Annotated in this window: 24 protein-coding genes, 1 tRNA gene and 1 pseudogene; 14 read left to right on the forward strand and 12 right to left on the reverse strand. The window is 73.8% G+C overall.

All coding sequences use genetic code 11. From position 1 onward, the window contains the following. Window positions 1–30: 30 nt before the first annotated feature. The 4 genes from AB0D66_RS05860 to AB0D66_RS05875 all read left to right on the forward strand — a co-directional run bounded on the left by AB0D66_RS05860 (window position 31) and on the right by AB0D66_RS05875 (window position 3743). Window positions 31–936: a sugar ABC transporter permease gene (locus AB0D66_RS05860; protein ID WP_362297637.1), complete on the forward strand. Its 906-nt coding sequence runs from the start codon at window positions 31–33 to the stop codon at window positions 934–936. After that, window positions 933–1757: a carbohydrate ABC transporter permease gene (locus AB0D66_RS05865; protein WP_069920382.1), complete on the forward strand. Its 825-nt coding sequence runs from the start codon at window positions 933–935 to the stop codon at window positions 1755–1757. Before AB0D66_RS05860 ends, AB0D66_RS05865 begins: the two co-directional genes overlap by 4 nt. Next, window positions 1754–3103, forward strand: a complete 1350-nt coding sequence (locus AB0D66_RS05870) for a GH1 family beta-glucosidase (RefSeq protein ID WP_362297211.1) — start codon at window positions 1754–1756, stop codon at window positions 3101–3103. The genes AB0D66_RS05865 and AB0D66_RS05870 overlap by 4 nt, the downstream gene beginning before the upstream one ends. Before the next feature lie 139 nt (window positions 3104–3242). Beyond that, a complete protein-coding gene (locus AB0D66_RS05875; protein ID WP_362297213.1) occupies window positions 3243–3743 on the forward strand; it encodes a MarR family transcriptional regulator in 501 nt (166 codons plus the stop codon). Between the two features lie 302 nt (window positions 3744–4045). Here the strand turns inward: AB0D66_RS05875 and AB0D66_RS05880 are convergent, their stop codons facing one another. The 5 genes from AB0D66_RS05880 to AB0D66_RS05900 all read right to left on the reverse strand — a co-directional run bounded on the left by AB0D66_RS05880 (window position 4046) and on the right by AB0D66_RS05900 (window position 7399). Next, complete coding sequence (locus AB0D66_RS05880) at window positions 4046–4345, reverse strand: hypothetical protein (RefSeq protein ID WP_362297216.1); 300 nt, start codon at window positions 4343–4345, stop codon at window positions 4046–4048. 103 nt (window positions 4346–4448) lie between these two features. After that, window positions 4449–5090, reverse strand: a complete 642-nt coding sequence (locus AB0D66_RS05885; protein WP_362297219.1) for a disulfide bond formation protein B — start codon at window positions 5088–5090, stop codon at window positions 4449–4451. An 11-nt stretch (window positions 5091–5101) separates the two neighbouring features. Then, the gene (locus tag AB0D66_RS05890) at window positions 5102–5266 is read right to left on the reverse strand and encodes a DUF5993 family protein (protein ID WP_362297222.1); all 165 of its coding nucleotides are present in this window, start codon (window positions 5264–5266) and stop codon (window positions 5102–5104) included. A 67-nt stretch (window positions 5267–5333) separates the two neighbouring features. Continuing rightward, window positions 5334–6713 (reverse strand): HAMP domain-containing sensor histidine kinase, encoded by a 1380-nt coding sequence (locus AB0D66_RS05895; RefSeq protein ID WP_362297225.1) that lies wholly within the window; start codon window positions 6711–6713, stop codon window positions 5334–5336. Next, window positions 6710–7399, reverse strand: coding sequence for a response regulator transcription factor (locus AB0D66_RS05900; protein WP_079154168.1), 690 nt, complete (start codon window positions 7397–7399; stop codon window positions 6710–6712). The genes AB0D66_RS05895 and AB0D66_RS05900 overlap by 4 nt, the downstream gene beginning before the upstream one ends. A 79-nt stretch (window positions 7400–7478) precedes the next feature. On the opposite strand from AB0D66_RS05900, the gene AB0D66_RS05905 reads away from it, so the two are divergent. Next, window positions 7479–8006 (forward strand): hypothetical protein, encoded by a 528-nt coding sequence (locus AB0D66_RS05905; protein ID WP_362297229.1) that lies wholly within the window; start codon window positions 7479–7481, stop codon window positions 8004–8006. Window positions 8007–8010: 4 nt separating this feature from the next. Here AB0D66_RS05905 and AB0D66_RS05910 read toward each other — a convergent pair whose 3' ends face one another. The 3 genes from AB0D66_RS05910 to AB0D66_RS05920 form a co-directional block, all read right to left on the reverse strand. After that, window positions 8011–8646 (reverse strand): class I SAM-dependent methyltransferase, encoded by a 636-nt coding sequence (locus tag AB0D66_RS05910; RefSeq protein ID WP_362297232.1) that lies wholly within the window; start codon window positions 8644–8646, stop codon window positions 8011–8013. Between the two features lie 350 nt (window positions 8647–8996). Next, window positions 8997–9890, reverse strand: a complete 894-nt coding sequence (locus tag AB0D66_RS05915) for a fused MFS/spermidine synthase (protein WP_362297235.1) — start codon at window positions 9888–9890, stop codon at window positions 8997–8999. A gap of 17 nt (window positions 9891–9907) precedes the next feature. Continuing rightward, window positions 9908–10360: a hypothetical protein gene (locus AB0D66_RS05920; protein ID WP_362297238.1), complete on the reverse strand. Its 453-nt coding sequence runs from the start codon at window positions 10358–10360 to the stop codon at window positions 9908–9910. A gap of 282 nt (window positions 10361–10642) precedes the next feature. On the opposite strand from AB0D66_RS05920, the gene AB0D66_RS05925 reads away from it, so the two are divergent. Next, entirely contained in the window at window positions 10643–11968 is a 1326-nt protein-coding gene (locus AB0D66_RS05925) for a tetratricopeptide repeat protein (protein ID WP_362297240.1), read from the forward strand. 36 nt (window positions 11969–12004) lie between these two features. Here AB0D66_RS05925 and AB0D66_RS05930 read toward each other — a convergent pair whose 3' ends face one another. Beyond that, window positions 12005–12346 carry a VOC family protein gene (locus tag AB0D66_RS05930; RefSeq protein ID WP_362297242.1) on the reverse strand — a complete coding sequence of 114 codons (342 nt, stop codon included), beginning with the start codon at window positions 12344–12346 and terminating at the stop codon, window positions 12005–12007. Window positions 12347–12624: 278 nt separating this feature from the next. Continuing rightward, the gene (locus AB0D66_RS05935; protein ID WP_362297245.1) at window positions 12625–13221 is read right to left on the reverse strand and encodes a histidine phosphatase family protein; all 597 of its coding nucleotides are present in this window, start codon (window positions 13219–13221) and stop codon (window positions 12625–12627) included. A 158-nt stretch (window positions 13222–13379) separates the two neighbouring features. Between AB0D66_RS05935 and AB0D66_RS05940 the strand changes: the two genes are divergently transcribed. Genes AB0D66_RS05940 through AB0D66_RS05950 form a run of 3 tightly spaced genes read left to right on the forward strand, consistent with a single transcriptional unit; the run spans window position 13380 to window position 17457 of the window. Next, complete coding sequence (locus AB0D66_RS05940; protein WP_362297248.1) at window positions 13380–14558, forward strand: hypothetical protein; 1179 nt, start codon at window positions 13380–13382, stop codon at window positions 14556–14558. Next, window positions 14546–16129 carry a hypothetical protein gene (locus AB0D66_RS05945; RefSeq protein ID WP_362297251.1) on the forward strand — a complete coding sequence of 528 codons (1584 nt, stop codon included), beginning with the start codon at window positions 14546–14548 and terminating at the stop codon, window positions 16127–16129. Before AB0D66_RS05940 ends, AB0D66_RS05945 begins: the two co-directional genes overlap by 13 nt. Beyond that, window positions 16126–17457 (forward strand): AAA domain-containing protein, encoded by a 1332-nt coding sequence (locus tag AB0D66_RS05950; protein ID WP_362297254.1) that lies wholly within the window; start codon window positions 16126–16128, stop codon window positions 17455–17457. The genes AB0D66_RS05945 and AB0D66_RS05950 overlap by 4 nt, the downstream gene beginning before the upstream one ends. Before the next feature lie 58 nt (window positions 17458–17515). Here the strand turns inward: AB0D66_RS05950 and AB0D66_RS05955 are convergent, their stop codons facing one another. After that, window positions 17516–17995, reverse strand: a complete 480-nt coding sequence (locus tag AB0D66_RS05955) for a MarR family transcriptional regulator (RefSeq protein WP_362297257.1) — start codon at window positions 17993–17995, stop codon at window positions 17516–17518. Between the two features lie 119 nt (window positions 17996–18114). Between AB0D66_RS05955 and AB0D66_RS05960 the strand changes: the two genes are divergently transcribed. The 4 genes and pseudogenes from AB0D66_RS05960 (at window position 18115) to AB0D66_RS05975 (ending at window position 19913) form a co-directional block, all read left to right on the forward strand. Then, entirely contained in the window at window positions 18115–18684 is a 570-nt protein-coding gene (locus AB0D66_RS05960; RefSeq protein ID WP_362297260.1) for an NAD(P)H-dependent oxidoreductase, read from the forward strand. 84 nt (window positions 18685–18768) lie between these two features. After that, a complete protein-coding gene (locus tag AB0D66_RS05965) occupies window positions 18769–19116 on the forward strand; it encodes a hypothetical protein (RefSeq protein WP_362297262.1) in 348 nt (115 codons plus the stop codon). 111 nt (window positions 19117–19227) lie between these two features. Further along, window positions 19228–19849 (forward strand): annotated as a pseudogene (locus tag AB0D66_RS05970) (hypothetical protein). Beyond that, a tRNA-Lys gene (locus AB0D66_RS05975) sits at window positions 19840–19913 on the forward strand. The pseudogene AB0D66_RS05970 and the gene AB0D66_RS05975 overlap by 10 nt, the downstream one beginning before the upstream one ends. 60 nt (window positions 19914–19973) lie before the next feature. Here AB0D66_RS05975 and AB0D66_RS05980 read toward each other — a convergent pair. Next, window positions 19974–21182: a M6 family metalloprotease domain-containing protein gene (locus AB0D66_RS05980; protein WP_362297265.1), complete on the reverse strand. Its 1209-nt coding sequence runs from the start codon at window positions 21180–21182 to the stop codon at window positions 19974–19976. A 448-nt stretch (window positions 21183–21630) separates the two neighbouring features. Here AB0D66_RS05980 and AB0D66_RS05985 point away from each other — a divergent pair, with 448 nt between their 5' ends. Further along, window positions 21631–23481: an EAL domain-containing protein gene (locus AB0D66_RS05985; RefSeq protein ID WP_362297268.1), complete on the forward strand. Its 1851-nt coding sequence runs from the start codon at window positions 21631–21633 to the stop codon at window positions 23479–23481. Window positions 23482–23486 lie beyond the last annotated feature (5 nt).

Below are 23486 nucleotides of genomic sequence, written 5' to 3' on the forward strand. Positions count from 1 at the left end.
CCGGCGGCGGAAGGGGACGGCCGGGGCCAGGTGTGGCGCTCGCGGCGCTACCGCTGGGACCTGCGCTGGAGCCCCTACGCCTTCGTGGCGCCGTTCTTCCTCTTCTTCGCCGCCTTCGGGCTGTTCCCGCTGCTGTACACCGGCTGGGCGGCGCTGCACCAGGTGGAGCTGACCGATCCGGACAGCATGACGTGGGTGGGGCTGAAGAACTTCACCCGGTTGTGGGACGACGAGTTCTTCTGGAACGCCCTGCGCAACACCGTCACCATCGGGCTGCTGTCCACGGTGCCGCAGCTGGCGATCGCGCTGGGTCTGGCCCATCTGCTGAACTACAGGATGCGCGGCTCGGCCTTCTTCCGGGTCGCCGTGCTCACCCCGTACGCGACCTCGGTGGCGGCGGCCACGCTGGTGTTCGTGCTGCTCTTCGGCCGGGACTACGGGATGGTCAACTGGGCGCTGTCGGCGGTCGGTCTGGGGGCGGTGGACTGGCAGAACGGCACCTTCGCCTCCCAGCTGGCGGTCTCCACCATCGTGATCTGGCGGTGGACCGGCTACAACGCGCTGATCTACCTGGCGGCGATGCAGGCCGTGCCGGGCGAACTGTACGAGTCGGCCGCGCTGGACGGGGCCTCACGCTGGCAGCAGTTCCTGCACGTGACGGTGCCCTCGCTGCGGCCGACGATCTTCTTCACCTGTGTGGTCTCGACGATCGGGGCGACGCAGCTGTTCGGCGAGCCGCTGCTGTTCAACGGCGGGGCGGGCGCCACGGGCGGCTCGGAGCACCAGTTCCAGACGCTCGGGCTGTACCTGTACGAGCAGGGCTGGGTGAACCTGCACCTGGGGCGGGCCTCGGCCATCGCCTGGGCGATGTTCCTGATCCTGCTGGTCATCGCGGGCGCGGCACGGCTGCTGCGCGGACGGGGGGCTTCCCGATGAGATCCCTGCGCGCGGGCAGGCTCACCTACCTGGTGCTGGGCCTGTTCACCGTCGGCTCCCTCTTCCCCCTCGTCTGGACGGCGATCGCGGCCTCGCGGAGCAATACGCGCCTCGCGCAGACCCCGCCGCCGTTCTGGTTCGGCGGGAACCTGGGCCGCAACCTCCAGGTCGCCTGGACCGACGCGAACATGGGCACCGCCCTGCTGAACACCGTGATCGTGGCCGGCACCGTCGCCGCCGGGACTGTGGTGTTCTCCACCCTGGCCGGCTTCGCCTTCGCCAAACTGCGCTTCCGGGGCAGCAGGCTGCTGTTGGGGCTGGTGATCGGGACGATGCTGATCCCTCCGCAGCTGAGCGTGGTCCCCCTGTACATGCTGATCGCGGAGCTGTCGTGGACCGACCGGCTCCAGGCGGTGATCCTGCCGACCCTGGTGTCCGCGTTCGGCGTCTTCTTCATGCGGCAGTACCTGGCGCAGGCCCTGCCGATGGAACTGGTGGAGGCGGCGCGCACGGACGGGGCGAGCTCGCTGCGGATCGTGTGGCACGTGGTGTTCCCCGTCGCCCGGCCGGCGATGGCCGTGCTGGCCATGCTGACCTTCGTGATGGCCTGGAACGACTTCTTCTGGCCGATCGTCGCGCTGACCCAGAACGGCAGCCCGACGGTGCAGGTGGCCCTGACCGGGCTGGGCCGGGGCTACATACCCGACCAGTCGGTGATCATGGCGGGCGCGCTGCTGGGCACGCTCCCGCTGCTGCTGGTGTTCCTCCTCTTCGGCCGCCAGATCGTGGGCGGCATCATGCAGGGAGCTGTCAAGGGATGACGAGTGTGCCGAGGGAAAGCGTGCGTTTCCCGGAGGGGTTCCTGTGGGGCGCGGCCACGGCCGCCTTCCAGATCGAGGGCGGGGCCGCCCTGCGCGGGCCCTCCATCTGGGACACCTTCTGCCGTACGCCGGGGAAGGTGCACGGCGGTGACACGGGCGATGTGGCGGTCGACCACCTCCGGCTGTGGCGGGACGACGTACGGCTGATGGGCGAACTGGGGATCGGCGCCTACCGCTTCTCCGTGTCCTGGCCGCGGGTGCTGTCCGGCGGGATCGGCTTCTACGACGCCCTGGTGGACGAGCTCCTCTCGTACGGGATCCGGCCGTGCGTGACCCTGTACCACTGGGACCTGCCGCAGGAGCTGGAGGCCGGGGGCGGCTGGCCCGAACGGGAGACGGCCTACGCCTTCGCCGCGTACACCGAACAGGTCGCGAAGGTGCTGGGCGACCGCGTGGAGTTGTGGACCACCCTCAACGAGCCCTGGTGCAGCGCCTTCCTCGGCTACGCCTCGGGGGTCCACGCGCCGGGCCGCACCTCCCCCGCCGACTCCCTGCGCGCCGCCCACCACCTCAACCTGGCCCACGGCCTGGCCGCCGCCGCCCTGCCCGCCTCGGCGCAGGTCGGGATCGCGCTCAACCCGAGCGCGGTCCGGCCGCTGACCGGCTGCGCGGCCGACCTGGACGCGCAGCGCCGCATCGACGCCCTGGCCAACCGGATCTTCACCGGGCCGCTGCTGCACGGCGCCTATCCCCAGGACCTCTTCGCGGACACCGCCGCCGTGACGGACTGGTCCTTCGTCCGCCCCGGCGACGAGGCGCTGATCCACCAGCCGCTGGACTACCTCGGCGTGAACTACTACACCCCGGCGGTGGTTTCGGCGGCTCCGGCCGGCAGCGGCCCCCGCGCGGACGGCCACGGGGCCACGGGCCACTCCCCTTGGCCCGGCGCCGACACGGTGGCCTTCCACCAGCCCCCGGGCGAGCGGACCGGCATGGGCTGGTCGATCGACCCGACGGGCCTGTACGACCTGCTGATGCGCTTCTCCCGGGAGGCGCCGGACCTGCCCCTGCTGGTCACGGAGAACGGCGCGGCCTACGCCCCCGACCTGCACGACCCGGCGCGGATCGACTACCTGGAAGCCCATCTGGCCGCCCTGCACCGCGCCCTGGCGGACGGCGCCCCGGTGAAGGGCTACTTCCTCTGGTCGCTGCTGGACAACTTCGAATGGTCCTACGGCTACAGCAAGCGCTTCGGCATCGTCCACGTGGACTACGAGACCCAGACCCGCACCCCCCGTTCCAGCGCCCACTGGTACGCGCAGGTGGCGAGGACGGGCTCCTTCTGACCGCTGTCAGCTGGCATCGACATCGACACGGCCGGCTCCTTTCCATAGGATGAATACGTGACACAGATTCTGATGGGCACAGTCTCTGAGAGGCACAGCCTCTGCGTCACACACATAAATTTGGAGCATGGAGAAGTCGATGTCAACCAAGTCCCCCCGCAAGGGTGACGAGTGGAGCCGCGCCGAACTGCTCGCGCGCGTCGTCACCGAGAGCCGGCGCCACCACGCCGACTACTCGGTCTTCCACCAGGCCCTGGCCGACCACGTCGGACTGCACCCCACCGACATGCAGTGCGTCGCCCTCCTCGACATGGAGCCCGGCCCGGTCAGCACCGGCGACATCGCCCGCCTCACCGGCCTGACCTCCGGCTCGGCCACCCGCCTCGTCGACCGGCTGGTCAAGGCCGGCATCGTCGAGCGGAGCTCCGACCCGAACGACCGCCGCCGGGCCCTGGTCTCGCTCTCCCCCGCGGCCCGCGAGCGGATCGGGAAGGCCTGGGACACCCCCGGCCGGGCCTTCGGCGCCGTGCTGGAGGGCTACTCCGACGCCGAACTCGCCGTCATCGCCGACTACCTGCACCGCGCCGCCGAAGTCGGCCGCGCGCAGGCCAGGAGTCTCGCCTCGGGCGACGCCGGCTGACGGGCCCCGGCGGTCGGCGAGCCGGCCGATGGCGGGGCCGCCGAGGGCCTGGCCGAGCCAGAGGACGGCGGCGACGGCTCCCGCCTCGCCGATGCCGTCGCGTTCGTTGATGAGCAGGACCGGCCAACGCCGCCGTGCTGATCCTCGTCTTCGGCACCCTGTTCGCGCTGCACCCGACCGCGCCGGGCCCGACGCTGCGGGACCCCGGCGGGCGGGCCGCCGTACGGCCGTGGTGGACGATCGCCATGCAGGCGGTGCTGACGCTGCCGCTGCCGGCGGTGTCGGGCCCGCCGGCGACGCCCCTACGGCGAGGACTCCATCGCCGCCAGCCCCTTCGCCAGGTCCTCGGCGGTCATGACCGGAGCGACCTCGACCTCGGCGTTGAACTCCAGGAACAGGCTCTCCACCAGGGCGGGCATCCGCGAGCTCTCCTGGAGGTCGAAGACCATCCAGCAGGAGCGCACGCCCTCGTGCAGGCCGAAGTAGGCGGCCTCGGGCTTGGCCTTCTCCATGAGCGTCTTCATGGCCTGGGGCAGCGCCCCGGTCTTGATGCCCTCGTTGCTGGCAGCCGTGTCGAGGTGGGCGCGGAGCATGACTCTCATGCCGACTCCTTCCGTCACGCCCACCCTGTGCGGCGCCGGCAGGGGCGGCAACATCTCCGCCACCGTCCGGGGAGGCCGCCGCCGGCACGGCCTGGCGCGCCTCCTAGCCCAGAATTCCGACGTCGTAGAAGAACTGGTACCGGGTCGGGTCGTCCGGCAGGAACCAGTGGAAGCCCTCCTCGAAGAACACGGCCACGAGGTTGACGGCGATGACCAGGCCCAGGAACCCCAGCGCGAACATCCCCACCGTCCGCGGCGCCCCCGGCCCGTCCGCCGGGACCGAGCGGTCGGCCGTCGAGTGGGCGAAGGCCAGGGCGATGCCGATGGCCAGCACCGAGGCCTGGAACAGGATCCACGCCCAGACGTACAGGTGCAGGCCGAACACCTCGCTCCCGTACCCCTGGGCACCGGGCAGGACGTGCAGCATCGTCTGCCGCCAGGAAGCGAAGGAGCCGGCGATCACCGCCACCAGGGACAGGCCCCAGCCCGTCATGTAGTCCCGGCCGGTCACCGTGCCGTAGGCGAGCGCCGTGCGCACGATGTACGCCGCGCCCATCGCCGCCAGCAGCATGAACATCCGCTGCACGATGCAGAGCGAGCACGGGTACTCCCACAGCCCGAACTGGTAGAAGAGGCCGCCGCAGACCACGCCCGTCCAGCCGATCGCGAAGACGCAGGCGAACCAGAACTGGACCCGCCCCAGCAGTCCGCCGGTCGGCGCCTCCTCCGGGAGGAGGCTGTGCATCACGGCCACCGTCAGTAACTCAGGTTCAGGGCGAGGCTGCTGGTGATGTGGTGCGCCATCAGCAGGATCACGGCCAGCAGCACCACCCACCACGCTCCGAGCACCACCATCCGGGGCGACTCCCGGTACATGGCGACGAAGGTGGCGAGGAGGCCGCCGAAGATGAGGGTGTCCATGCCGCGGACCGTACCGATCCGCGCACACACCGCCCGCGAGGCGCGCCCCCGCCCCCGACCCGTTACGTCAGTTGCTGCGCCGCTTGCGCCGGCCGCGCCGGGCCCGCACCCCTGCGGCGCCGCCGCGGGTCCGGCCGTCCAGGCCGATCCAGACCCGCACCTCGGTGCCGCCGAGCACCGAGCGCCCCAGCCGGACGTCGCCGCCCGTCGACTCCGCGACCCGGCGCACGATGTCCAGGCCGAGGCCGGTCGAGCCGTCGCGTCCGCCGTCGTTGCCGCGGCGCAGGGCGGCGTCCGGGTCGGCGATCCCGGGGCCCGCGTCCGAGACGAGCACGATGACCGCGTCCGAGGCGTCGTGGACGTCCACCGCGAAGGGGGTGCCCTCGGGGGTGTGCCGGAAGACGTTGCCGAGCATGGCGTCGAGGGCCGCGGCGAGTTCGGGCCGCGCCACGGGGATCCGTACCGTACGGTCCACTCCCGCGAGCCGCACCTCGCGGCCCTCGTCCTCCGCGAGCGCCGACCAGAAGGCCATCCGGTCGCGGATGACCTCGGAGGCGTCGCAGCCGGCTCCGGCCCCCGCGGCGGCGGGCGGGCGCTGCTCGCGGGCCGTACGGATGATCGTGTCGACCTCCCGTTCCAGTTTCTCCACGGCCTCGCGGGTCTGCTCGGCGGCCGGGCCGTCGCCGAGCGAGGCGGCGTTGAGCCGCAGCACCGTCAGCGGCGTGCGCAGCCGGTGCGACAGGTCGGCGGCCAGCTCCCGCTCGTTGGCGAGGAGTTCCACCACTTGGTCCGCCATCGCGTTGAAGGCGGCCGCCGCCGAGCGGAGTTCCTTCGGGCCGTCCTCCGGTACCCGTGCCCCGAGCCGGCCCTCGCCCAGCTGGTGCGCCGCGTCCGCGAGCCGCTCGGCCGGGCGTACCAGCCGGGCGCCGAGCCGGTCGGCGACCCCGACCGATCCCACGATCAGCGCCGCCCCGACGCCCGCGAGGATCAGCCAGGCGGTGGTGACCCCGTTGCTGACCTCGCTCTCCGGTACGAACACCTCCACCACCGCGATGTCGCCGGACCCGAGCGCGGTCGGCTGGAGCAGCGCCGAGCCCCCGCCGGGCACCGAGGCCGTCGTGGCCCGGCCGATCCGCCGGGTCTCCGCCACGGCGTGCGCGCCCGCCCGGCCCTCGCCGATGTCCACCGGGGGGCTGTCCCCGATCGCGGGCACGTGGACGGCCATCCGCCGGGCCGCGCCCATCTGCGTGGACTCCACGGCCTTGCGCAGCTGCACCGGGTCGGTGGTGATGGACAGGGTCGGCCCGATGGTGGCCGCCTGCCGCTCGGCGTTGGAGAACGCCCGGTCGCTGGCCATCTCCTGCACCACCAGCCCCAGCGGTACGGCGAAGGCCACGACCACCATGGCGGTGACCGCGAGGCACACCTTGACCAGGGCCCACCTCACAGCGGCGGCTCCAGCTTGACCCCCACCCCGCGCAGCGTGTGCAGGTAGCGCGGGCGGGCGGCGGTCTCGCCGAGCTTGCGGCGCAGCCAGGAGAGGTGGACGTCGATGGTCTGGTCGTCCCCGTACGACTGCTGCCAGACCTCGGCGAGCAGCTCGCGCCGGGCCACGACCACCCCGGGCCGACCGGCGAGGAAGGCCAGCAGGTCGAACTCCCGGCGGGTGAGGTCCAGTACCGTCCCGTCGAGCTCGGCCTGGCGGCGCAGCGGGTCGATGGCCAGCCCGCCGACGCGCAGCACGCGCGAGGGCGGCTCGGCCCCGGCGGCGGCGCGGGCGCGGCGCAGGACGGCGGCCATCCGGGCCGAGAGGTGCTCCACGGAGAAAGGTTTGGTCAGGTAGTCGTCGGCGCCGTCGTTGAGCAGCCGGACGATCTCCGCCTCGTCGTCGCGCGCGGTCGCGATGATCACCGGCACGTCGGTGATGCCGCGCAGCATCTTCAGCGCCTCCGACCCGTCGAGGTCGGGCAGCCCCAGGTCGAGGATGACCACGTCGAACCGGTGGTGGGCGACCTCGCGCAGCGCCTCCAGGGCCGTGCCGACGCTCCGCACGGTGTGCGAGGCCTCGGTCAGGTGCCGGATGAGGGCGGAACGTACGAACTGGTCGTCCTCGACCACGAGCACACTTGCCATGGCCCGCACCGTAGTCCATTCGGGCGACCCGGGGAGGTGCCGGGCCACCTCTGTGACGGGTGGTGCAGTATGTCCCCTGATGCAGCGAGGTCTTGTACATGCCATGGCGTGGACGCTGGCGACCGGGGCAGCGGTGACGCTGTCGTGGTGGGGCGTGCACACCGTCATGTCCGGCACGGCCTACGACCGCCCGCTCGCCGTTCCGCTGACCACGCAGCCGCTGTCGTCCTCGACGCGGAACGCGCTGCCCCCGTCGCCGGAGGCCTCCCCGTCGGCCTCGCCGAGCCCGTCGGAGTCGGCATCGGCGCCGGCGTCGGCGTCCGGCTCGTCGCCGTCCGCCGGGCCCCCCTCCGCCAGGCCCTCGCCGAAGCCGTCCGCACGCGGGGGCAATGTGAAGGCGTACCCGGTGTCGGGCGGCCGGGTGGTCTTCGACCTGGGCGCCTCCGCGGCCGAGCTGGTCTCCGCGACCCCGGCCGCCGGCTGGCGGATGCAGGTGTGGAAGCAGGACTACTGGATCCGGGTCACCTTCACGCGGGACGGCCGCGAGGTGTCGGTCTTCTGCACCTGGCACGACCACCCGCCGGTCGTCGAGATCGTCGATCCCTGACGGCCTAGCGGGTGGCCCCCGGAACGGTTCCCACCAGCACGAACTCGTTGTACGGGAAGACCTTGCCCATCGGGCGGGGGAAGGGGAACGAGTAGGTGCGCCGCACGGCGACCCCGGCCCGGTCCGCCGCGGTCCGCAGCTCCTCGAAGCCGACCCAGCGGATGTGCGTGGCGTCGGAGCGGAAGCCGACCTCCTGCGGGGTGATGAGGACGAGCGAGCCGCCCGGCTTCACGAGCGGAAGGTACTGCTCCAGCAGCGAGGCCGCGGTCTCCTCGTCGACGTGCTCGAGCACGTGCGAGGCCAGCAGGCTGTCGAAGGAGCCGGGACCGCAGTCCGCGGCCTCGGCCAGCTGGTCGGGGGTGTAGGCGGTCAGCCCCCGCTCGCGGCAGGTCTGCACGGAGTGCGGGTTGTGGTCGACCCCGACGCTCTGGGGTCCGCAGTTGAGCAGGTTCCGACCCAGGCCACACCCGATGTCGAGGACCCGGCCGAGCTTCAGCCTCTGCAGGTTCCACCGGTAGGGAGCCTGGGTGGGCAGCAACCGCTTGATGCCGGACTGCTCGAGGCGGGCGAGCCGCCGTGTGTAGTCGGACGTGGCGGTGCTGGGGGAAGGGGTACCCGGGGTTGCTGGGGAATCAGACATCGTTGGCCGTCTCCTGAGCGCGTCGTAGGAGGGAGCGGGCCTCCTAGGGATCAACACACTACGCATCAGGACCGATTGTCGGGAGACCTCTTTGGCAGTCGGTGCCTCCCGGTGGCCGCGGGCCGCGCTCGGCGGCCGTCGGACGCGGCCGTACGCCCTCGGTGCCTGCGGGCCTCCCCGGGCCCTCGTCTAGTGCTGTGACCGCAGAGGTTCACCGGGTCGCGACGCCCGGCACGGCACCTCGCTGCGTTGTCGGACCGCGCACGTACGTCCGGTACGAGCCGTGGCCCTCCGCCTTGCGATGCACCGCACCGGACGCCGCGCCCCGGCAAACCTTTCCGGCCACAGCACTAGCGGAAGACCGACGGCGGCGGCTGCGGCGAGGCCACCGCCGAGGCGTCCGCCACCGGCGCGGCCCCGCCCGTGAAGTCCGCCAGGGCCCGGCCGTGCTCCACCCGGCCCGGATGCGGATCGCTCGCGACCCGCCGGGTGAACTCCGCGACGGGCAGTTCCCGGTCCGCGGCCACCAGGACCGCGTTGCCGAAGCGCTTGCCCCGCCACACCACGGGGTCGGCCGCCAGCGCCAGCTCCGCGAAGCGGGACGCGGCCGTCGCGATCTGGCCCCGCAGATGAGCCAGCGGCGGGCCGTCCGCGAGATTGGCCACGTACCAGCCGGTGGGCGCGAGGGCACGGCGTACGTCGTCCAGGAACTCCGTGCTGGTCAGGTGGGCCGGGGTGCGCGCGCCGCTGAACACGTCCGCGATGACCAGGTCCGCCCAGCCGTCCGGCACCTTGGCCAGGCCCGCCCGGGCGTCCACCGCGCGGACCCGGATCCGCGCCTGCGGGTCGAGCGGCAGGTGTTCCCGTACGAAGGCCACCAGCGCGGCGTCGATCTCCACGATCTGCTGGGTGGAGCGGGGACGGGAGGCGGCGGTGTAGCGGGCGAGGGTGAAGGCGCCGCCGCCCAGGTGCACCACGTTCAGGGGCTGCCGGGCGGGTGCGGCGAGGTCGATCAGGTGGCCGATCCGCCGCTGGTACGCGAAGTCCAGGTACCCGGGGTCGGCCAGGTCCACGTGCGACTGCGGGGCGCCGTCGACCAGCAGGGTCCAGGCGTCCGCGCGCTCGCGGTCGGGCGCCAGCTCCGCCCGGCCGCCGGCCACCTGCCCGACGACCGGCTCGGCGGCGCCGCGCCCGCGCTGCTGCTCGCCCTTGTTCCGGCCCTTGCCTCTGTCTTTGCCTGCCACCACCCCATTGTGGCCGGTCAGCGGCAGTTGTCGGCGGCCTCGATCAGCCGCGCCGCCTCCCCGAGCGCCTCGCGCAGCACCGCGGGGTCGGTGACCGGCTCGACGGCCTCGGGCGGGAGCAGCCAGCCGGTGTCTCCGGTGGCGGGCGGCACCGCGTCGCCGAAGCGCATCCCGCGCCCGTTGGTCTGGGTGCACGCGCTGCCCGGCAGGTCCCAGGCATCGGCGGTGCCGGGCGGGACGAGGAAGCCGAGCGTGTCGCCCGAGCCGTCGTGCAGGACGGGCCCCACCCCGCCGGCCCGGCCGGCGCGGCGGATGATGTCCACCGCCTCCAGCCCCTGCCGGGTGGGGACGGTCACCAGGTCCGGGGCGTCGCTCCCGGCCACCGCCACGGTCACGGTCGCCGTCAAGGTCGCCGTCACGGTCGCGGTCGCACCGGGCACGGGCGCGGTGTTCGTTCCAGTGCTCTCCATGCCGGCCTCCACCAAGGGAACCCCTCCTCGATCCGCGTACGAGCCGGGAGCGGGGAGTCGCCTCCCACTCCGCATGGGTTCAACGCCCCGGAACGTCAACGGGTGCGGCGGCAAGACGCTGCAAAGGATGGCAGTTCATGGCAGATCGCGGGTGAGATATCCGTTTTGTAAACAAACATCGCATGAAGGGACCCGTACTGGCGGTACGTTCATGCGCGCCGGGCCACTCCTCCGCACACCTCCCGTACCGGCGCTGCGTTCCTTGCCAGAGAGGCCACGTCCATGGCGGCGTCCCCCCACTCACCCAACTCCACGTTCCGGCGGCTGCGCGGGCAGCACTCCCCGGCCGAGTTCGCGGCGCTGGTGCGCCGGGCCGCGAAGGAGATCGGCGAAACGGTTTCCTGCGACGCGCGCTACATCGGCCGGGTCGAATCCGGCGAGATCCGCTGCCCGAACTACGCCTACGAGCGGGTCTTCCTGCACATGTTCCCCGGTCGCACCCTGGCCGACCTGGGCTTCTCACCGCGCGAGGCCGTCCGCGGCCGCTCCGCGCTGCGCGACCCGTCCGCCCGCTCCCCCCACCCGTCCCCCACCCCTTCCCGTTCCAAGGAGAGCGACGTGCTGCGTCGCGCGTTCATGGCGGGCGGCTCCGCGACCGTGGCGGCCGCGACGCTCAGCCTCACCCTGCTCGGCGACGCCCGCCGGCTCCCCTCCCGCGCCGGAGAGTCCGAGGCCGCGGCCGTCGAGGACGCCGTACGCCAGATCCGGCTGCTGGACGACCGGCACGGGGCGGACGCGCTGTACCGCAGGGCGGCCGGCCCCCTGCGCGCCGCGTACGCGCTGCTGGACGCGGGGGCGACCCGGCAGTCCACCGAGGACCGGCTGCACGCGGGCGCCGGGGAACTGGCCGTCTCGGTCGGCTGGCTCGCCCACGACTCCGGCCGCTTCGACGACGCCCGCTCGCACTACGCGGAGGCCCTGGCGACGGCCCGGGTGGCGGGGGACGCGGGCCTGGAGGCGCACGCGTTCAGCAACATGGCCTTCCTGGCCCGCGACTGCGGCCGCTCCCGCGAGGCGGTACGGGCGGCCCAGGCGGGCCGCCGCGCCGCCCGCTCCCTCGGTTCCCCGCGGCTGCTGTCGCTGCTGGCGCTGCGGGAGGCGGGCGGCTGGGCGGGGCTGGCCGACCGCAAGGCCTGCGAGGAGGCGCTGACCCGGGCCCACACCGAGTTCTCCCGGGGCGCGGCGGGCGCGGACCCGGAGTGGATGTCCTTCTTCGGCGAGGCCGAGCTGGAGTCCCTGGAGGCCAGGTGCTGGGCGACGCTCGGCGAGCACGCCCGCGCGGCCCGGCACGCCCGCCGCGCCGCCGACCTCCAGGATCCCCACTTCGCCCGGAACGTGGCCCTCTACACCGCCGAGCTGGCCGGCGACCTGGCCCACGCGGGGGCCCCCGACGAGGCCGCCTGGGCGGGGGGCCGGGTGCTGGACCTGCTGGCCGAGGTGCAGTCCACGCGGGTGCGCTCCCTGCTCTCCGAGACGGCCCGCACCCTGATCCCGCACCAGCGCGCCCCGCGGGTGGGCGCCTTCCTGAGCCGGCACGCCGCCGTCTGACCCGGGGCGCGGCGTGGGTTCCGGCCCGCCCCCGGGTCAGGCGCCGAGGTACTCGTAGACCCCGCCTTCGGGATGGCGCACCACCGCGCGGCGCCCGTTGGGCGTGGCCGCGGGGGCGGCGATCACCTCGCCCCCGGAGGCCGCGCAGTGCGCGACCGCCGCGTCGAGGTCGGCCACGGCGAGCGTGGCCGCCACGCCCGCGAACCGCTCGGCGATCGCGTCGGGCCCGCTGAACAGCAGGAACGGTCCGACGCTCGCCAGGTCCAGGCCGGCGAACCCGAAGCGGGTCGCCGGCTGGCCGGTCAGCCGTACGTAGAAGTCCAGAGCCGGACCGAGATCGTCCACGCGCCGCCGCAGCACCACGGAAGTAATCGTCATGGACCCATCCTCGCAGTCACTCAGCGAGACAACTCCCTTACGGAGACGGTCTTTTCGACGAACCTTCCGGATGTCCGGCAGCCTTGCGGCCGGGGCGGCCGGCCCGGGTGGCGGCTCCTAGTGCTGTGGCCGGAAAGGTTTGCAGGGGCGCGGCGTCCGGTGCGGTGCATCGCAAGGCGGAGGGCCACGGCTCGTACTGGACGTACGTGCGCGGTCCGACAACGCAGCGAGGTGCCGTGCCGGGCGTCGCGACCCGGTGAACCTTTGCGGTCACAGCACTAGGCGTCCAGGTGGCCGGTGTCGTTCCAGCGCTCGAGCGCGGGGGCCCCGTACGCCCAGCCGAGCACCGACAGCGAGGTGGGCTCCAGGCGGATGCGGGCGCCGAAGGAGGCCTCGAAGCCGAGCCAGCGGGCGGCCAGGGTGCGCAGGACGTGCCCGTGGGCGAAGACCAGGACGTCCCGCTCCGCCGAGCGGGCCCAGGCGACCACCTCGTCCGCGCGGGCCGCGACATCGGCGACGGACTCGCCGCCCGGGACGCCGTCGCGCCAGATCAGCCAGCCGGGGCGGACCGCCTGGATCTCGGCCGGGGTCATGCCCTCGTAGTCCCCGTAGTCCCACTCCATCAGCGCGTCCCACGGCTCCGCCCGGACGCCGAAGCCCGCGAGGTCGCAGCTCTCGCTCGCGCGGACCAGCGGGCTGGTGCGGACCTCCAGGCCGGGCAGCCCCTTCCACGGGTCCCGGGCCAGCCGCTCGCCCAGCAGCTTGGCGCCCCGCCTGCCCTCCTCCAGCAGGGGCACGTCCGTGCGTCCGGTGTGCTTGCCGAGCTGGGACCACGCCGTCTGGCCGTGGCGGGCCAGCAGGATGCGGGGGGCCATGAATTTCTCCCGTTACATATGTGTTCGTGCTCTTTTACGGCAATTCCGTCGTCCGTACATCATCCAACACATGCACGGCGGGCCCGCCCGACGGCCGCCCCCGGCCCGTTTCCGCCGTAAGTGCACGATTGTCAGTGGCGGATGGGACACTTCCGCGGGTGAGCTCCTACCCGCCCCGCAGCGCCCCGCAGACGACCCTGCGGCAGCGGCTCGCCGGCCTGCGCGGCCCGGCCGTGCCGCCCCGCCCGCTCGACGCCCGGGCCCTGGCCGCGCTGGCCGCCAACCCGGGCTGCGGCCGACGCGCCCTGCTCGACGGGGCGGGCGTGGACAAGACCGCCCTCGCCTCGGCCCTCGGCTCCCCCGCCCCCTTCGGGCAGTCCCAGTTCGCCATCGTCCGCGGGAACTCCTTCGAGGCCAAGGTCAAGGGAGACGGCGGCGCCGAGCTGCTGCGGCTGGTCCACGCGCACCTCGGCGCCGGGGCCGAGCCCCCCGGTGCGGGCGCCCTGGTGCCCGATCTGACCGCCGCCGGGCCCGAGGGCCGCGCCGCGCGCACCGCGCTCGCCCTGCGCGAGGCCACCGCCGCCGGCCGGGACACCGGGGCGTGGACGCTGCTGGACCACCCGATGCTGGCCCTGGAGGTCGCGGGCACCCCCGCCTACCTGGAGCCGGACGCCGTCGTCGTGCACCCCGACGGCCGCTGGACCGTGGTGGAGATCAAGTCGTTCCCGATGATCGACGGGGCCGCCGACGCCGCGAAGGTGGGCGCCGCCGCCCGGCAGGCCGCCGTCTACGTCCTGGCCCTGGAGAAGACCGCGGAGAAGCTGGCCGGCGCCGAGGTGGGGCACACCGTGCTGCTGGTCTGCCCCAAGGACTTCTCCAACCTGCCCACCGCCTCGCCCGTCGACGTCCGCCGCGAGCGCTCCGTGACCCGGCGCCAGCTGGAGCGGCTGACCCGGGTCGAGGAGCTGGCCGACGCGCTGCCCGAGGGGCTCAGCTTCGACCCGGCGCGCACCGCCGAGGAGCTGGCCGATGCCGTGGCCGCGGTGGACGCCTCGTACGCCCCCGAGTGCCTGGCCGCCTGCGAGCTGGCCTTCCACTGCCGGGACCGGGCCCGCGCCGCCGACGAGGTGACCGCGCTGGGCCGTTCCGTACGGGGCGAGCTGGGCGCGCTGACCACCGTGGAGCAGGCCCTGGCGGCGGCCTCCGGCGCCGGCCGCGCCGACGATCCGACGGCGGCCGCGCTGCACCGGGCGGCCCGGCTGCGCGCCGAGGCGCTGGAACTGGCCGCCGCCCTCCCGCCGCACCCCGTCCCGGAGACGCCCGAATGCCCCTGCTGAACACCCTGGCCCGGCTGGAGGCGGTCCGCGCGGGCCGCGCGCAGCCGCTCGCGACCGTGCGGCACCGCCACCTGTCCGAGACCCCGATGGTCCTCGTGCCGCTGACCACGGCCGGCGAGGCCGGGGCCCCGCTGGGCGCGCTGGTCGGCACCGACCGGCACGAGCCGCGGGTGTTCGTGATACCCCAGCCGCGCGACCGGGCCCTGCGCTGGGCGTTCCTCGCGGACCTGGCGGTCCACGTCCTGGCCCACATCGACTCCTACGCGGACGACGTGGAGCCGGCCGAGCGCACCGAGACGGACCCGGAGACGGGCAAGAAGGTCAAGGTCGAGGCCGAGCTGTGCCGGGACGCCCCGCAACTGATCGTGCCGAGCCGGGCGGGCATCGAGTACGTGCGCCTGCTGGGCCGGTCGATGCGGTTCCGGCGGACGGCCGAGGAGGATCCGGAGAATCCCTATCCGGCGCCGCCGAAGGTGCCGCTGCTGGGCCGCTGGTTCACGCACCTCGGCGAGCGGGCGCGGGTCCCGGGCTCCTCGATGCTCCTGTCGGCCACGGAGCTGCTCGGGCGGCACTGGGCGAGCGGCCAGAGCAACCTGGAGGACCAGCACCTGGGCGCGCTGCTCGCCTGGATCGACCCGCCCGAGGGCAGGTCCGGGGCCGAGGCCGCCCTGCGGACGGAGCTGGGCCGGGACAAGGACGGCCAGCTGCTGTGCCCGCCGGCCGGTCCGGCCACCGACCCGGCCTTCGACAACAAGCTGCTGGCACCGGCGATCGCCCGCTACGACGCGGCGCGCGCGGCCCTGGCGGCCGGTCCCGGGGACGACGGCCGCGACGCGCGCCTCGCCGAACGGGCGGTGCGCCGGCTGGTCGTGGAGCAGATGTCGAGCACCTGGTGGATGACGTGGGAGGCGATCGACCTGCTGCGCACCCTGCCGCCCGGCGAGCGCGCCGAGGAGCGCTGGACGCGCGACCGCTGGTCGTACACCGGCCACCGGGACCGGGTCCGGGCGGGCGAGCCGCCGCAGCCGCGCCGCGACGACGCGGTGACGGCGGCGCAGAAGCTGGCCACGCGGGAGACCGAGCAGGTGCGGCTCGACGCCCAGGAGGCGCTGGACGACCCCCTGGTGATGGCGGGCCGGCGGCTCTCGGGCGAGGCCTTCGCCGGTGAGGTCACCGAGGTGGTGATGGAGTGGACGGAGTCGAAGCGGCCGAGTCCGCGCCCGCTGGTGACGGTGGCGACCGAGGACCGCCCGCAGCTCTCGGAGGGCGGCGGCGGGAAGGTCTTCCGCTCGCTGGACGGGCGTCCGCAGAGCGCGCGGTTCGTACGCTTCGAGGAGGACGGCCGGATCGTGCTGCGGCTCCTGGACAAGATGGGCCGCGGCCGGGAGCCGGAGCCGGGATCGGTGCCGGAGAAGGGCGACCGGGTGTGCTGGACGCTCTTCGAGCACGACGCGCGCGGCGGGCCCAAGCTGCCGGACCCGGAGCGGACCCCGTGGACCCACGGCGGCCCGCCGGGGCACCTGGCCGCCCCCGTGCTGCCCGACGCCGTGACCGACGAGGACGTGCTGTGAACTCCTTCGACCCGGGGGCGGCGGCCGCCGAGGCGACCGCCGCCATCCTGCGCGACACCCTGCACGGGACCGAGCGGGGCGTGGTCGTCGACTCCCCGCCCGGGGCCGGCAAGTCCACGCTCGTCGTCCGGGCGGCCCGCGAACTGGCCGCGGCCGGGCGCCGGCTGATGGTGGTGGCGCAGACCAACGCGCAGGTCGACGACCTGGTGCTGCGGCTCGCCGACAAGGATCCGGAGCTGAAGGTCGGCCGGCTGCACAGCAGCGAGGGCGACGCGTACGACCCCGCGCTGCGCGAGCTGCCCTCGGTCACGCTCTCCGCCAAGCCGGGGGACCTCGCGGAGCTGCCGATCACCATCTCCACGGCGGCGAAGTGGGCCTACGTCAAGGACGCGGAGCCCTGGGAGCACGCCATCGTCGACGAGGCGTACCAGATGCGCTCCGACGCGCTGCTGGCCGTGGCCGGACTGTTCGAGCGGGCGCTGTTCGTGGGCGACCCGGGGCAGCTGGACCCCTTCAGCGTGGTGGGCGCGGAGCAGTGGGCCGGCCTGTCGTACGACCCCTCCGCCTCGGCGGTCAGCACCCTGCTGGCCCACAACCCGCGGCTGCCGCAGCACCGGCTGCCGGTCTCGTGGCGGCTCCCGGCGACCGCCGCGCCGCTGGTCTCCCGGGCGTTCTACCCGTACACGCAGTTCCGCAGCGGTACGGGTCCGGGCGAGCGGCGGCTGTCGTACGGGGTCCCCTCGGACGGGTCGGGGCCGGACCGGGTGCTGGACGAGGCCGCCGAGTCGGGCTGGGGCCTGCTGGAGCTGCCCGCGCGGCACACCCCGCGCACCGACCCGGAGGCGGTGGCGGCGGTGGCCCTGGTGGTCCGCCGGGCCCTGGACCGCGGGGCGGTGACCTCCGACGAGCGGTCTGCGGAGCCGTCGCCGCTGACCGCGGACCGCGTCGCGGTGGGCACCGCGCACCGCGACCAGGCCTCGGCGATCCGGGCGGCGCTGGCGGTGCACGGGGTCACCGGCGTCACGGTGGACACCGCGAACCGCCTCCAGGGGCGGGAGTACGACCTCACGGTGATCCTGCACCCCCTGTCGGGCCGGCCGGACGCGACGGCGTTCCACCTGGAGACGGGCCGCCTGTGCGTGCTGGCCTCCCGGCACCGGCACGCCTGCGTGGTGGTGGCCCGGGCCGGCATAGCGGAGCTCCTGGACGACCACCCCTCGACCGAGCCGGTGCAGCTGGGCGTGACGGTGAAGTTCCCGGACGGCTGGGAGGCGAACCACTCGGTCCTGGCCCACCTGGCGGAGCACCGGGTGGCCTGGCGGCCCTAGGGGTGTCCGGCCGATCACGCCGGACTCGCGGCGTGATCGGCCGGCCGCCCCAGGGGGTCTAGCCGCCCTTGCGCTCGGCGCCCAGGCGTTCGCGGAGCACCTCGCCGACCTCGGCCAGGGTGCGCAGCTGGTCCGGCGTCAGGACGTCGATCAGGTGGCGGCGCACCGACTCCACGTGGAGCGGGGCCGCGGCCGTGATGGTGTCCACCCCCGCCCCGGTGAGGACCACCTCCGCGCCCCGGCCGTCCCCGGCGACCTCCTCGCGGCGCACGATCCCGCGCTGTTCCATGCGGGTGAGCTGGTGGGACAGCCGGCTGCGCGACCAGTGCATCAGGACCGCGAGCGCGCTGATCCGCATGCGGTGGCCGTCGGTGGAGCCGAGCACCGACAGGACGTCGTAGTCCGCCTCGGAGAGGCCGCTGTCCTGCCCGAGGTCCCGCGCGATCCCCGCGTTGACCAGCGGGAACATCCGACGCCAGGCGTACCAGGCGTCCTGTTCGGCCTCGCTGAGCCAGCGGGGCCCGGATGGGGGGGTCATATCAGCACTGTAGCCAGGTCGGTGACACATCACCTAGATGGTTGACACGTCACCCGTATCCCCGCTTCCATAGGTGACACGTCAACAAATCCACGCACCGATGACCGGGAGTCCCCGCCGTGACCCGTCTGCACGTCCTCTCCGCCGCCACCCGCCCCACCTCCTCCGGCCGCCCCCTCGCCCGGTGGGTCGCCGAGCAGGCCCGCGCCCGCGGCGGCTTCGAGGTGACCCCCGTCGACCTCGCCGAGATCGCGCTGCCCTTCCTGGACGAGCCCGAGTACGCCTCCAGCGGCGTCTACGCCCACCAGCACACCCGGGACTGGAGCGCGCTGGTCGACGCCGCGGACGCCTTCCTCTTCGTCATGCCGATGTACAACGGCGGCTTCACCGCCCCGTTCAAGAACGCGATCGACTTCCTGTACCGCGAGTGGCAGGGCAAGCCGGTCGGCATCGTCAGCTACAGCGGGGGCGCCACGGGCGGCGCCCCGGCCGCCGAGATGCTGCTGCCGGTGCTCACCCGGGTCGGCATGCGGCCCGCCGGGCGGTCCGTCGCGGTCCCCGGCATCGCGGGCCTGGTCGGCCCCGAGGGGTTCGAGGCGCCCGCGGGCCTCGCGGACGAGCTGGCCGGCGTACTCGACGACGTGGCGCGTCTGGCGGCCGGGCGCGCCGCCGAGGCCGTCACCGTGTGAGCCCCGTCCCGGTGCGGTCTTGCGGGGCGTTGGACAATGGACGGTGGCCCGGAAGCACAGCACGCGCGCAGCAGGAGGACAGGCATGGCAGAGCCCGAGCGGACCGAGCGGAGGCTTCGGCCCGCACCCCTGCTCTTCGAGCCCTCCGCGGCCGCCACGGACCCGGAGCACTTCTTCGACCTGGAGTCCATCGAGGACCCTCGCGAGCTGCTGGCCCGCGCGACCGAGCTGACGCTGGCCTTCCGGGCCGCGCAGGAGCGGGCGGTGGAGTTCCAGGCCCTGGCGGCGGCGCAGCTGGCGGACCCGCGGCGGTTCGACCGGCTGTCGCCGGCGCTGATCGCGGAGCAGGCGGAGTGGACCGAGGACTACGCCCGCAAGATGATCGAGTTCGGCGAGTCCCTCCAGCGCGACGAGGGCCCCGAAGCCACCTGAGCCCGGGCGGCTGGCATATGCGGGGCGCAACATACCCCAGCGGTGCCCGCCGCGTCCCGGATTCCGGTAACTCGCGGAAACGGGAACGTTACGCCGGGTAGACCTGGAGGCATGACGACGCTGACGACGGCTCCCGGACGCCCCGCCCTCCCCGACGTACGCACCGCCTGCGCCACCCACGTCACCCCGCAGGGCGCCGCCTGGCTCGTCTCCGCCTGCGCGCGGCCGGGGAGCACCCTCGCCGCCTGGGAGGCCCGGCCCGCCGCGCCCGCGGTGCTGCCCTGCGGGAACGCCTTCGACGTCGTCAACGTCCCGGTGGTGTTCGGGCGCCGGATCCTGGACCTGCTCTGGGCCGAGGGGCCCGGCTGCGGCCCGGTCGCCGTGCACCGCGGCCGGATGCTCCTCTTCGCCGCCACCGGTACGGCCCACCGGCTCCCCGCCCTGCTGGCGTGGGTGGGGGACCCCCCGACGAAGTCAGGGGGAGAGTGGGGAGGCTCCCGCAGCGCCCCGGCGCCGCTGTGCCACGGGCTCGGCGACGCCGTCACCGTGCCGCCGCTGGCCGCCGTCCCCGGCCCCTCGCGCTGGCTGGTGGCCCCCGACGCGCGCAGGCCCTGGCTGCCCGGGCCCGAGGCCCTGCTGTGGGCGTTCGTCCGCGCGGCCCGAGCTGCGGATATCGATTTTTAGTTCCGCGGAACCTCCTGGTAATGTCTACGACGTCAGCAGGCGCCGCTAGCTCAGTTGGTTAGAGCAGCTGACTCTTAATCAGCGGGTCCGGGGTTCGAGTCCCTGGCGGCGCACAGACGGAAGAAGGCCCCCACTCCTCGGAGTGGGGGCCTTCTTCGTTCGGGAACGACCGGCTAGGTGGTGATCTTCACCGTGTACGCGCCCGACTGGGTCCGGTCGGCCACCTCGATGGTGATCCGCTCCCCCGGCACGGTGTACGTCTCGCCCACCTCCAGCGGCGCGTCCGCGAGCGGCGGGTAGACCGAGCGGTCCCAGCACGCCTCCGTCGACGGATGCGCGTCCAGGACCTCGATCGGTCCGCCGCCCGACGCCGCCTCGTTGCGCACCCGGTAGACCAGCACCCCTTCGGTGCAGGTGTCCCCGTCGTTGCCGGCGGAGCCGCGCGCCTCGACGGCGATCGCACTGCCGGGGCCGGTACGGATCACGGCGAGCCGGGTCCCTCCCGTGCCGCCCCGCACGGGGGCCTCGGCCAGCGGCTGGAGGGTGTGCAGCGAGGAGCCCGACTGGACGCAGTCCACCTGGCCGGGGTCCAGCCAGCCGAGCTTCCACTTGTGCCAGGCGAAGAGGTCCGGGGCCATGCCGAACTGGCTGCCCATCACGTCCCAGTCCCCGACGTGGGTGTCCCAGTCGCCCTTGCCGTCCGTCGGGCGGTGGTAGAGGTCGGGCAGGTCGAAGACGTGGCCGGTCTCGTGGGCGAGCACGTTGCGGTCCGGCGGGTGCCGTTCGAAGACGGTGACGATCCGCCGCAGGTCCGTGCCGTCGGCGCGGATCGGACGGTCGAAGTTGACGACCTTCGTGGCGTCGGAGTCCACCCCGGGCGCGTCCGGATCGGCCACGAAGTAGACGACGTCGTACTTGCCGAAGTCCACCTGGGCGTCGGCGGTCGTGACCGCGTCGCGCAGGTAGGCCGCCCGGTCCTCCGGGGCCCAGTCGCGCTGTATCCCGTACGCGGTGGACGGCTTGGGCATCCGGATCCACTGCTTCTGCGGATGGGGGACGAGGCGGAACCGGCCGTAGGAGGCCCGCTCGAAGAAGTCGCTGGTGGCGGGGAAGTAGTCGCCGGCGATCTCCTCGGGGGACAGGGCGGTCCGGTGGTCGGGGAAGGAGAGGAAGACCATGACCGCGTCGAGGGTGCGCTCGGGCCGCGGGTAGGCGCCGTTCCAGGTGTCCAGGCCCAGGGAATGGTGCGCGGCCGTGCGGGTCAGCGCGCAGGGACCGGCTCCGGAATCGGCCACCGCGGGCCCCGCGACGAGCGACATGGCGGCGAGCGCCGTCAGGGAGGTGAGGGCCGCACCCGTACTTCGGAGGCGGGGGCGGTCCACTCCCCCGGGTGTCACCTGTCGCGTCACATCGACCTCCGGTGGTGGATTAGTACCTGTTCGTCCACCTTGAGGTGCTTGTCTTACCAATGCCCTGTTGCCCTGCCCCACACGAGTGAGCAATCCGGCAAGCCAGTGACCCTCGGCCTTCACCCGGATGCCTACAGAACGTCACGACCGATCACACGAGATCAGCAGGGGCCTCCGCATGCTCACAGCCGCGCAGAAACGATCGCCCGGAGTGGGGCCGCCACTGCGTCATCACGCCGAACTCCCGCCCCCCGCACGGCGACGCCGCTGGATAGGGCCTCCCGGCAGCCTCTATGATCGGCACACTTTCCTGCACGGACACTCACGAGCACTGCGGGAGCCAACGGTGAGCGGAACCTCTGAAGGAACCGGTTCGGCGGCCGACAGCATCCGATCGGCCATTACGGAGCGTCACGCGACAGTGTCGGCAACGGCAGTTCCGCCGCGCGCCGAGTCCGAGCGGCGCGATTACCGGGCCGCGTTCAACGCGGCCCACCTCCCCATGGCCGTCGTCGACCGCGACGGGTACGTCGTCACCGCCAACGAGGCCTTCGCCGGCCTCCTGGGCGCCGAGCCGCACGCACTCGTCCACCGGCCGGCCGCCGACCTGGTGGACCTGGCCGCGGAGGCCCGCACCTGGGCCGCCTACCAGGAGGTGCTCCGCGGACGGCAGGCCCGGCTGCGCTGCACCCGACGCCTCAAACACCCCGACGGGCATTCGCTGTGGACCGAGGTCACCCTGGGGCCCGTACCGGGCACCGGCGACGTCCTGCTGTCCGTCGCCGACATCAGCGACCGGCGCGACCTCCAGGCGCGCCTGCGCCACCTCCAGATGCACGACCCCGTCACCCGGCTGCCCAACCGGGCGCTGTTCTTCGAGCGGCTCTCCGCGGCACTGGAGGCGTCCTCGTACGAACACGGCGGCGGGACCGGCCGGATCGGGCTGTGCTACCTGGACCTCGACGGGTTCAAGGCGGTCAACGACACCCTCGGCCACCGCGTCGGCGACCGGCTGCTGGCCGCCGTCGCCGCCCGGCTGACCCAGTGCGCCGACCAGTCCGGCTACGGGCGCACCAGCGGGCACCTGGTCGCGCGGCTCGGCGGCGACGAGTTCGCCGTGCTGGTCGAGGACTCCACGGGCACGGAACAGCTCGCGGACCTGGCGCGCAGCGTACTGGCCGCCGTCCAGGAGCCGTTCGACCTGTCCGGGCAGCGGCTGTCGGTCTCCGCGTCGATCGGGGTGGTGGAGCGGGCGACGGCCGGCACCTCGGCGACGGGGCTGATGCAGGCCGCCGACACGACGCTGTACTGGGCGAAGGCGGACGGCAAGGCCCGCTGGACCCTCTTCGACCCCGAGCGCAACGCGCACCGCATGACGCGCCAGGCCCTGTCCTCGACGCTGCGGCCGGCCGTGGAGCGGGGGGAGTTCGAGCTGGAGTACCAGCCCCTGGTGGACCTGGAGAGCGGGGCGGTGCGCGGGGTCGAGGCGCTGGTGCGCTGGAAGCACCCGCAGTTCGGCACGTTGACGCCGAATCGGTTCATCGGGATCGCCGAAGAGGACGGCTCCATCGTCCAGTTGGGGCGGTGGGTGCTGCGCACGGCCTGCCGGCAGGCGCGCCGCTGGCAGATCGAGCAGCCCAGCGACGCACCCGTCTTCGTCTCGGTCAACGTGGCCGTGCGGCAGGTGTGGGACTCGGACCTGGTGGGCGATGTCGCGGAGATCCTGGCCGAGACGGGGCTCGCCCCGCAGCTGCTCCAGCTGGAACTGACCGAGTCGGCCGTGATGGGCTCGGCCGGCCGGCCGCTGCAAGCCCTGCAGGCGCTCAGCGACATGGGCGTGCGGATCGCGATCGACGACTTCGGCACCGGGTACTCGAACCTGGCCTACCTCAGCCGGCTGCCGGTGTCGGTGCTGAAGCTGGACGGGTCCTTCGTACGGGGCTTCCGCTACGAGGAGGGGACGCACCCGAACCCGGCCGACGAGACGATCGTGGAGGCCCTGGTCCAGCTCGCGCACCGGCTGGGCCTGACGGTCACCGCGGAGTGCGTGGAGACGGCGGGGCAGGCGGCCCGGCTGCGGCGCGTCGGCTGCGACACGGGGCAGGGCTGGCTCTACTCCCGTGCGGTGGCGCCGGACGTGATCGCCCGCATGATCGGCCGCCAGGCCGCCGCGGCGTCCTCCGCGGCCGCCGCCCAGGCCCCGTCCGCCGCCACGGCGTCCGCCACCGCGTCCGCGCCGTCCGACGGACCTGCCCCGCACCCCCTCGTCTGAGGGGG

Origin of the sequence: Streptomyces sp. NPDC048270, from assembly GCF_040652335.1 — a bacterium.
Classification (GTDB): Bacteria; Actinomycetota; Actinomycetes; order Streptomycetales; family Streptomycetaceae; genus Streptomyces.

Excerpts from the sequence above, each read along its gene's own strand:
- AB0D66_RS05865 (WP_069920382.1), top strand. The coding sequence starts at position 933 with ATGAGATCCCTGCGCGCGGGCAGGCTCACCTACCTGGTGCTGGGCCTG.
- AB0D66_RS05870 (WP_362297211.1), top strand. The coding sequence starts at position 1,754 with ATGACGAGTGTGCCGAGGGAAAGCGTGCGTTTCCCGGAGGGGTTCCTG.
- AB0D66_RS05875 (WP_362297213.1), top strand. The coding sequence starts at position 3,243 with ATGTCAACCAAGTCCCCCCGCAAGGGTGACGAGTGGAGCCGCGCCGAA.
- AB0D66_RS05880 (WP_362297216.1), bottom strand. The coding sequence starts at position 4,345 with ATGAGAGTCATGCTCCGCGCCCACCTCGACACGGCTGCCAGCAACGAG.
- AB0D66_RS05885 (WP_362297219.1), bottom strand. The coding sequence starts at position 5,090 with ATGCACAGCCTCCTCCCGGAGGAGGCGCCGACCGGCGGACTGCTGGGG.
- AB0D66_RS05890 (WP_362297222.1), bottom strand. The coding sequence starts at position 5,266 with ATGGACACCCTCATCTTCGGCGGCCTCCTCGCCACCTTCGTCGCCATG.
- AB0D66_RS05900 (WP_079154168.1), bottom strand. The coding sequence starts at position 7,399 with ATGGCAAGTGTGCTCGTGGTCGAGGACGACCAGTTCGTACGTTCCGCC.
- AB0D66_RS05905 (WP_362297229.1), top strand. The coding sequence starts at position 7,479 with ATGCAGCGAGGTCTTGTACATGCCATGGCGTGGACGCTGGCGACCGGG.
- AB0D66_RS05910 (WP_362297232.1), bottom strand. The coding sequence starts at position 8,646 with ATGTCTGATTCCCCAGCAACCCCGGGTACCCCTTCCCCCAGCACCGCC.
- AB0D66_RS05920 (WP_362297238.1), bottom strand. The coding sequence starts at position 10,360 with ATGGAGAGCACTGGAACGAACACCGCGCCCGTGCCCGGTGCGACCGCG.
- AB0D66_RS05925 (WP_362297240.1), top strand. The coding sequence starts at position 10,643 with ATGGCGGCGTCCCCCCACTCACCCAACTCCACGTTCCGGCGGCTGCGC.
- AB0D66_RS05930 (WP_362297242.1), bottom strand. The coding sequence starts at position 12,346 with ATGACGATTACTTCCGTGGTGCTGCGGCGGCGCGTGGACGATCTCGGT.
- AB0D66_RS05935 (WP_362297245.1), bottom strand. The coding sequence starts at position 13,221 with ATGGCCCCCCGCATCCTGCTGGCCCGCCACGGCCAGACGGCGTGGTCC.
- AB0D66_RS05945 (WP_362297251.1), top strand. The coding sequence starts at position 14,546 with ATGCCCCTGCTGAACACCCTGGCCCGGCTGGAGGCGGTCCGCGCGGGC.
- AB0D66_RS05955 (WP_362297257.1), bottom strand. The coding sequence starts at position 17,995 with ATGACCCCCCCATCCGGGCCCCGCTGGCTCAGCGAGGCCGAACAGGAC.
- AB0D66_RS05965 (WP_362297262.1), top strand. The coding sequence starts at position 18,769 with ATGGCAGAGCCCGAGCGGACCGAGCGGAGGCTTCGGCCCGCACCCCTG.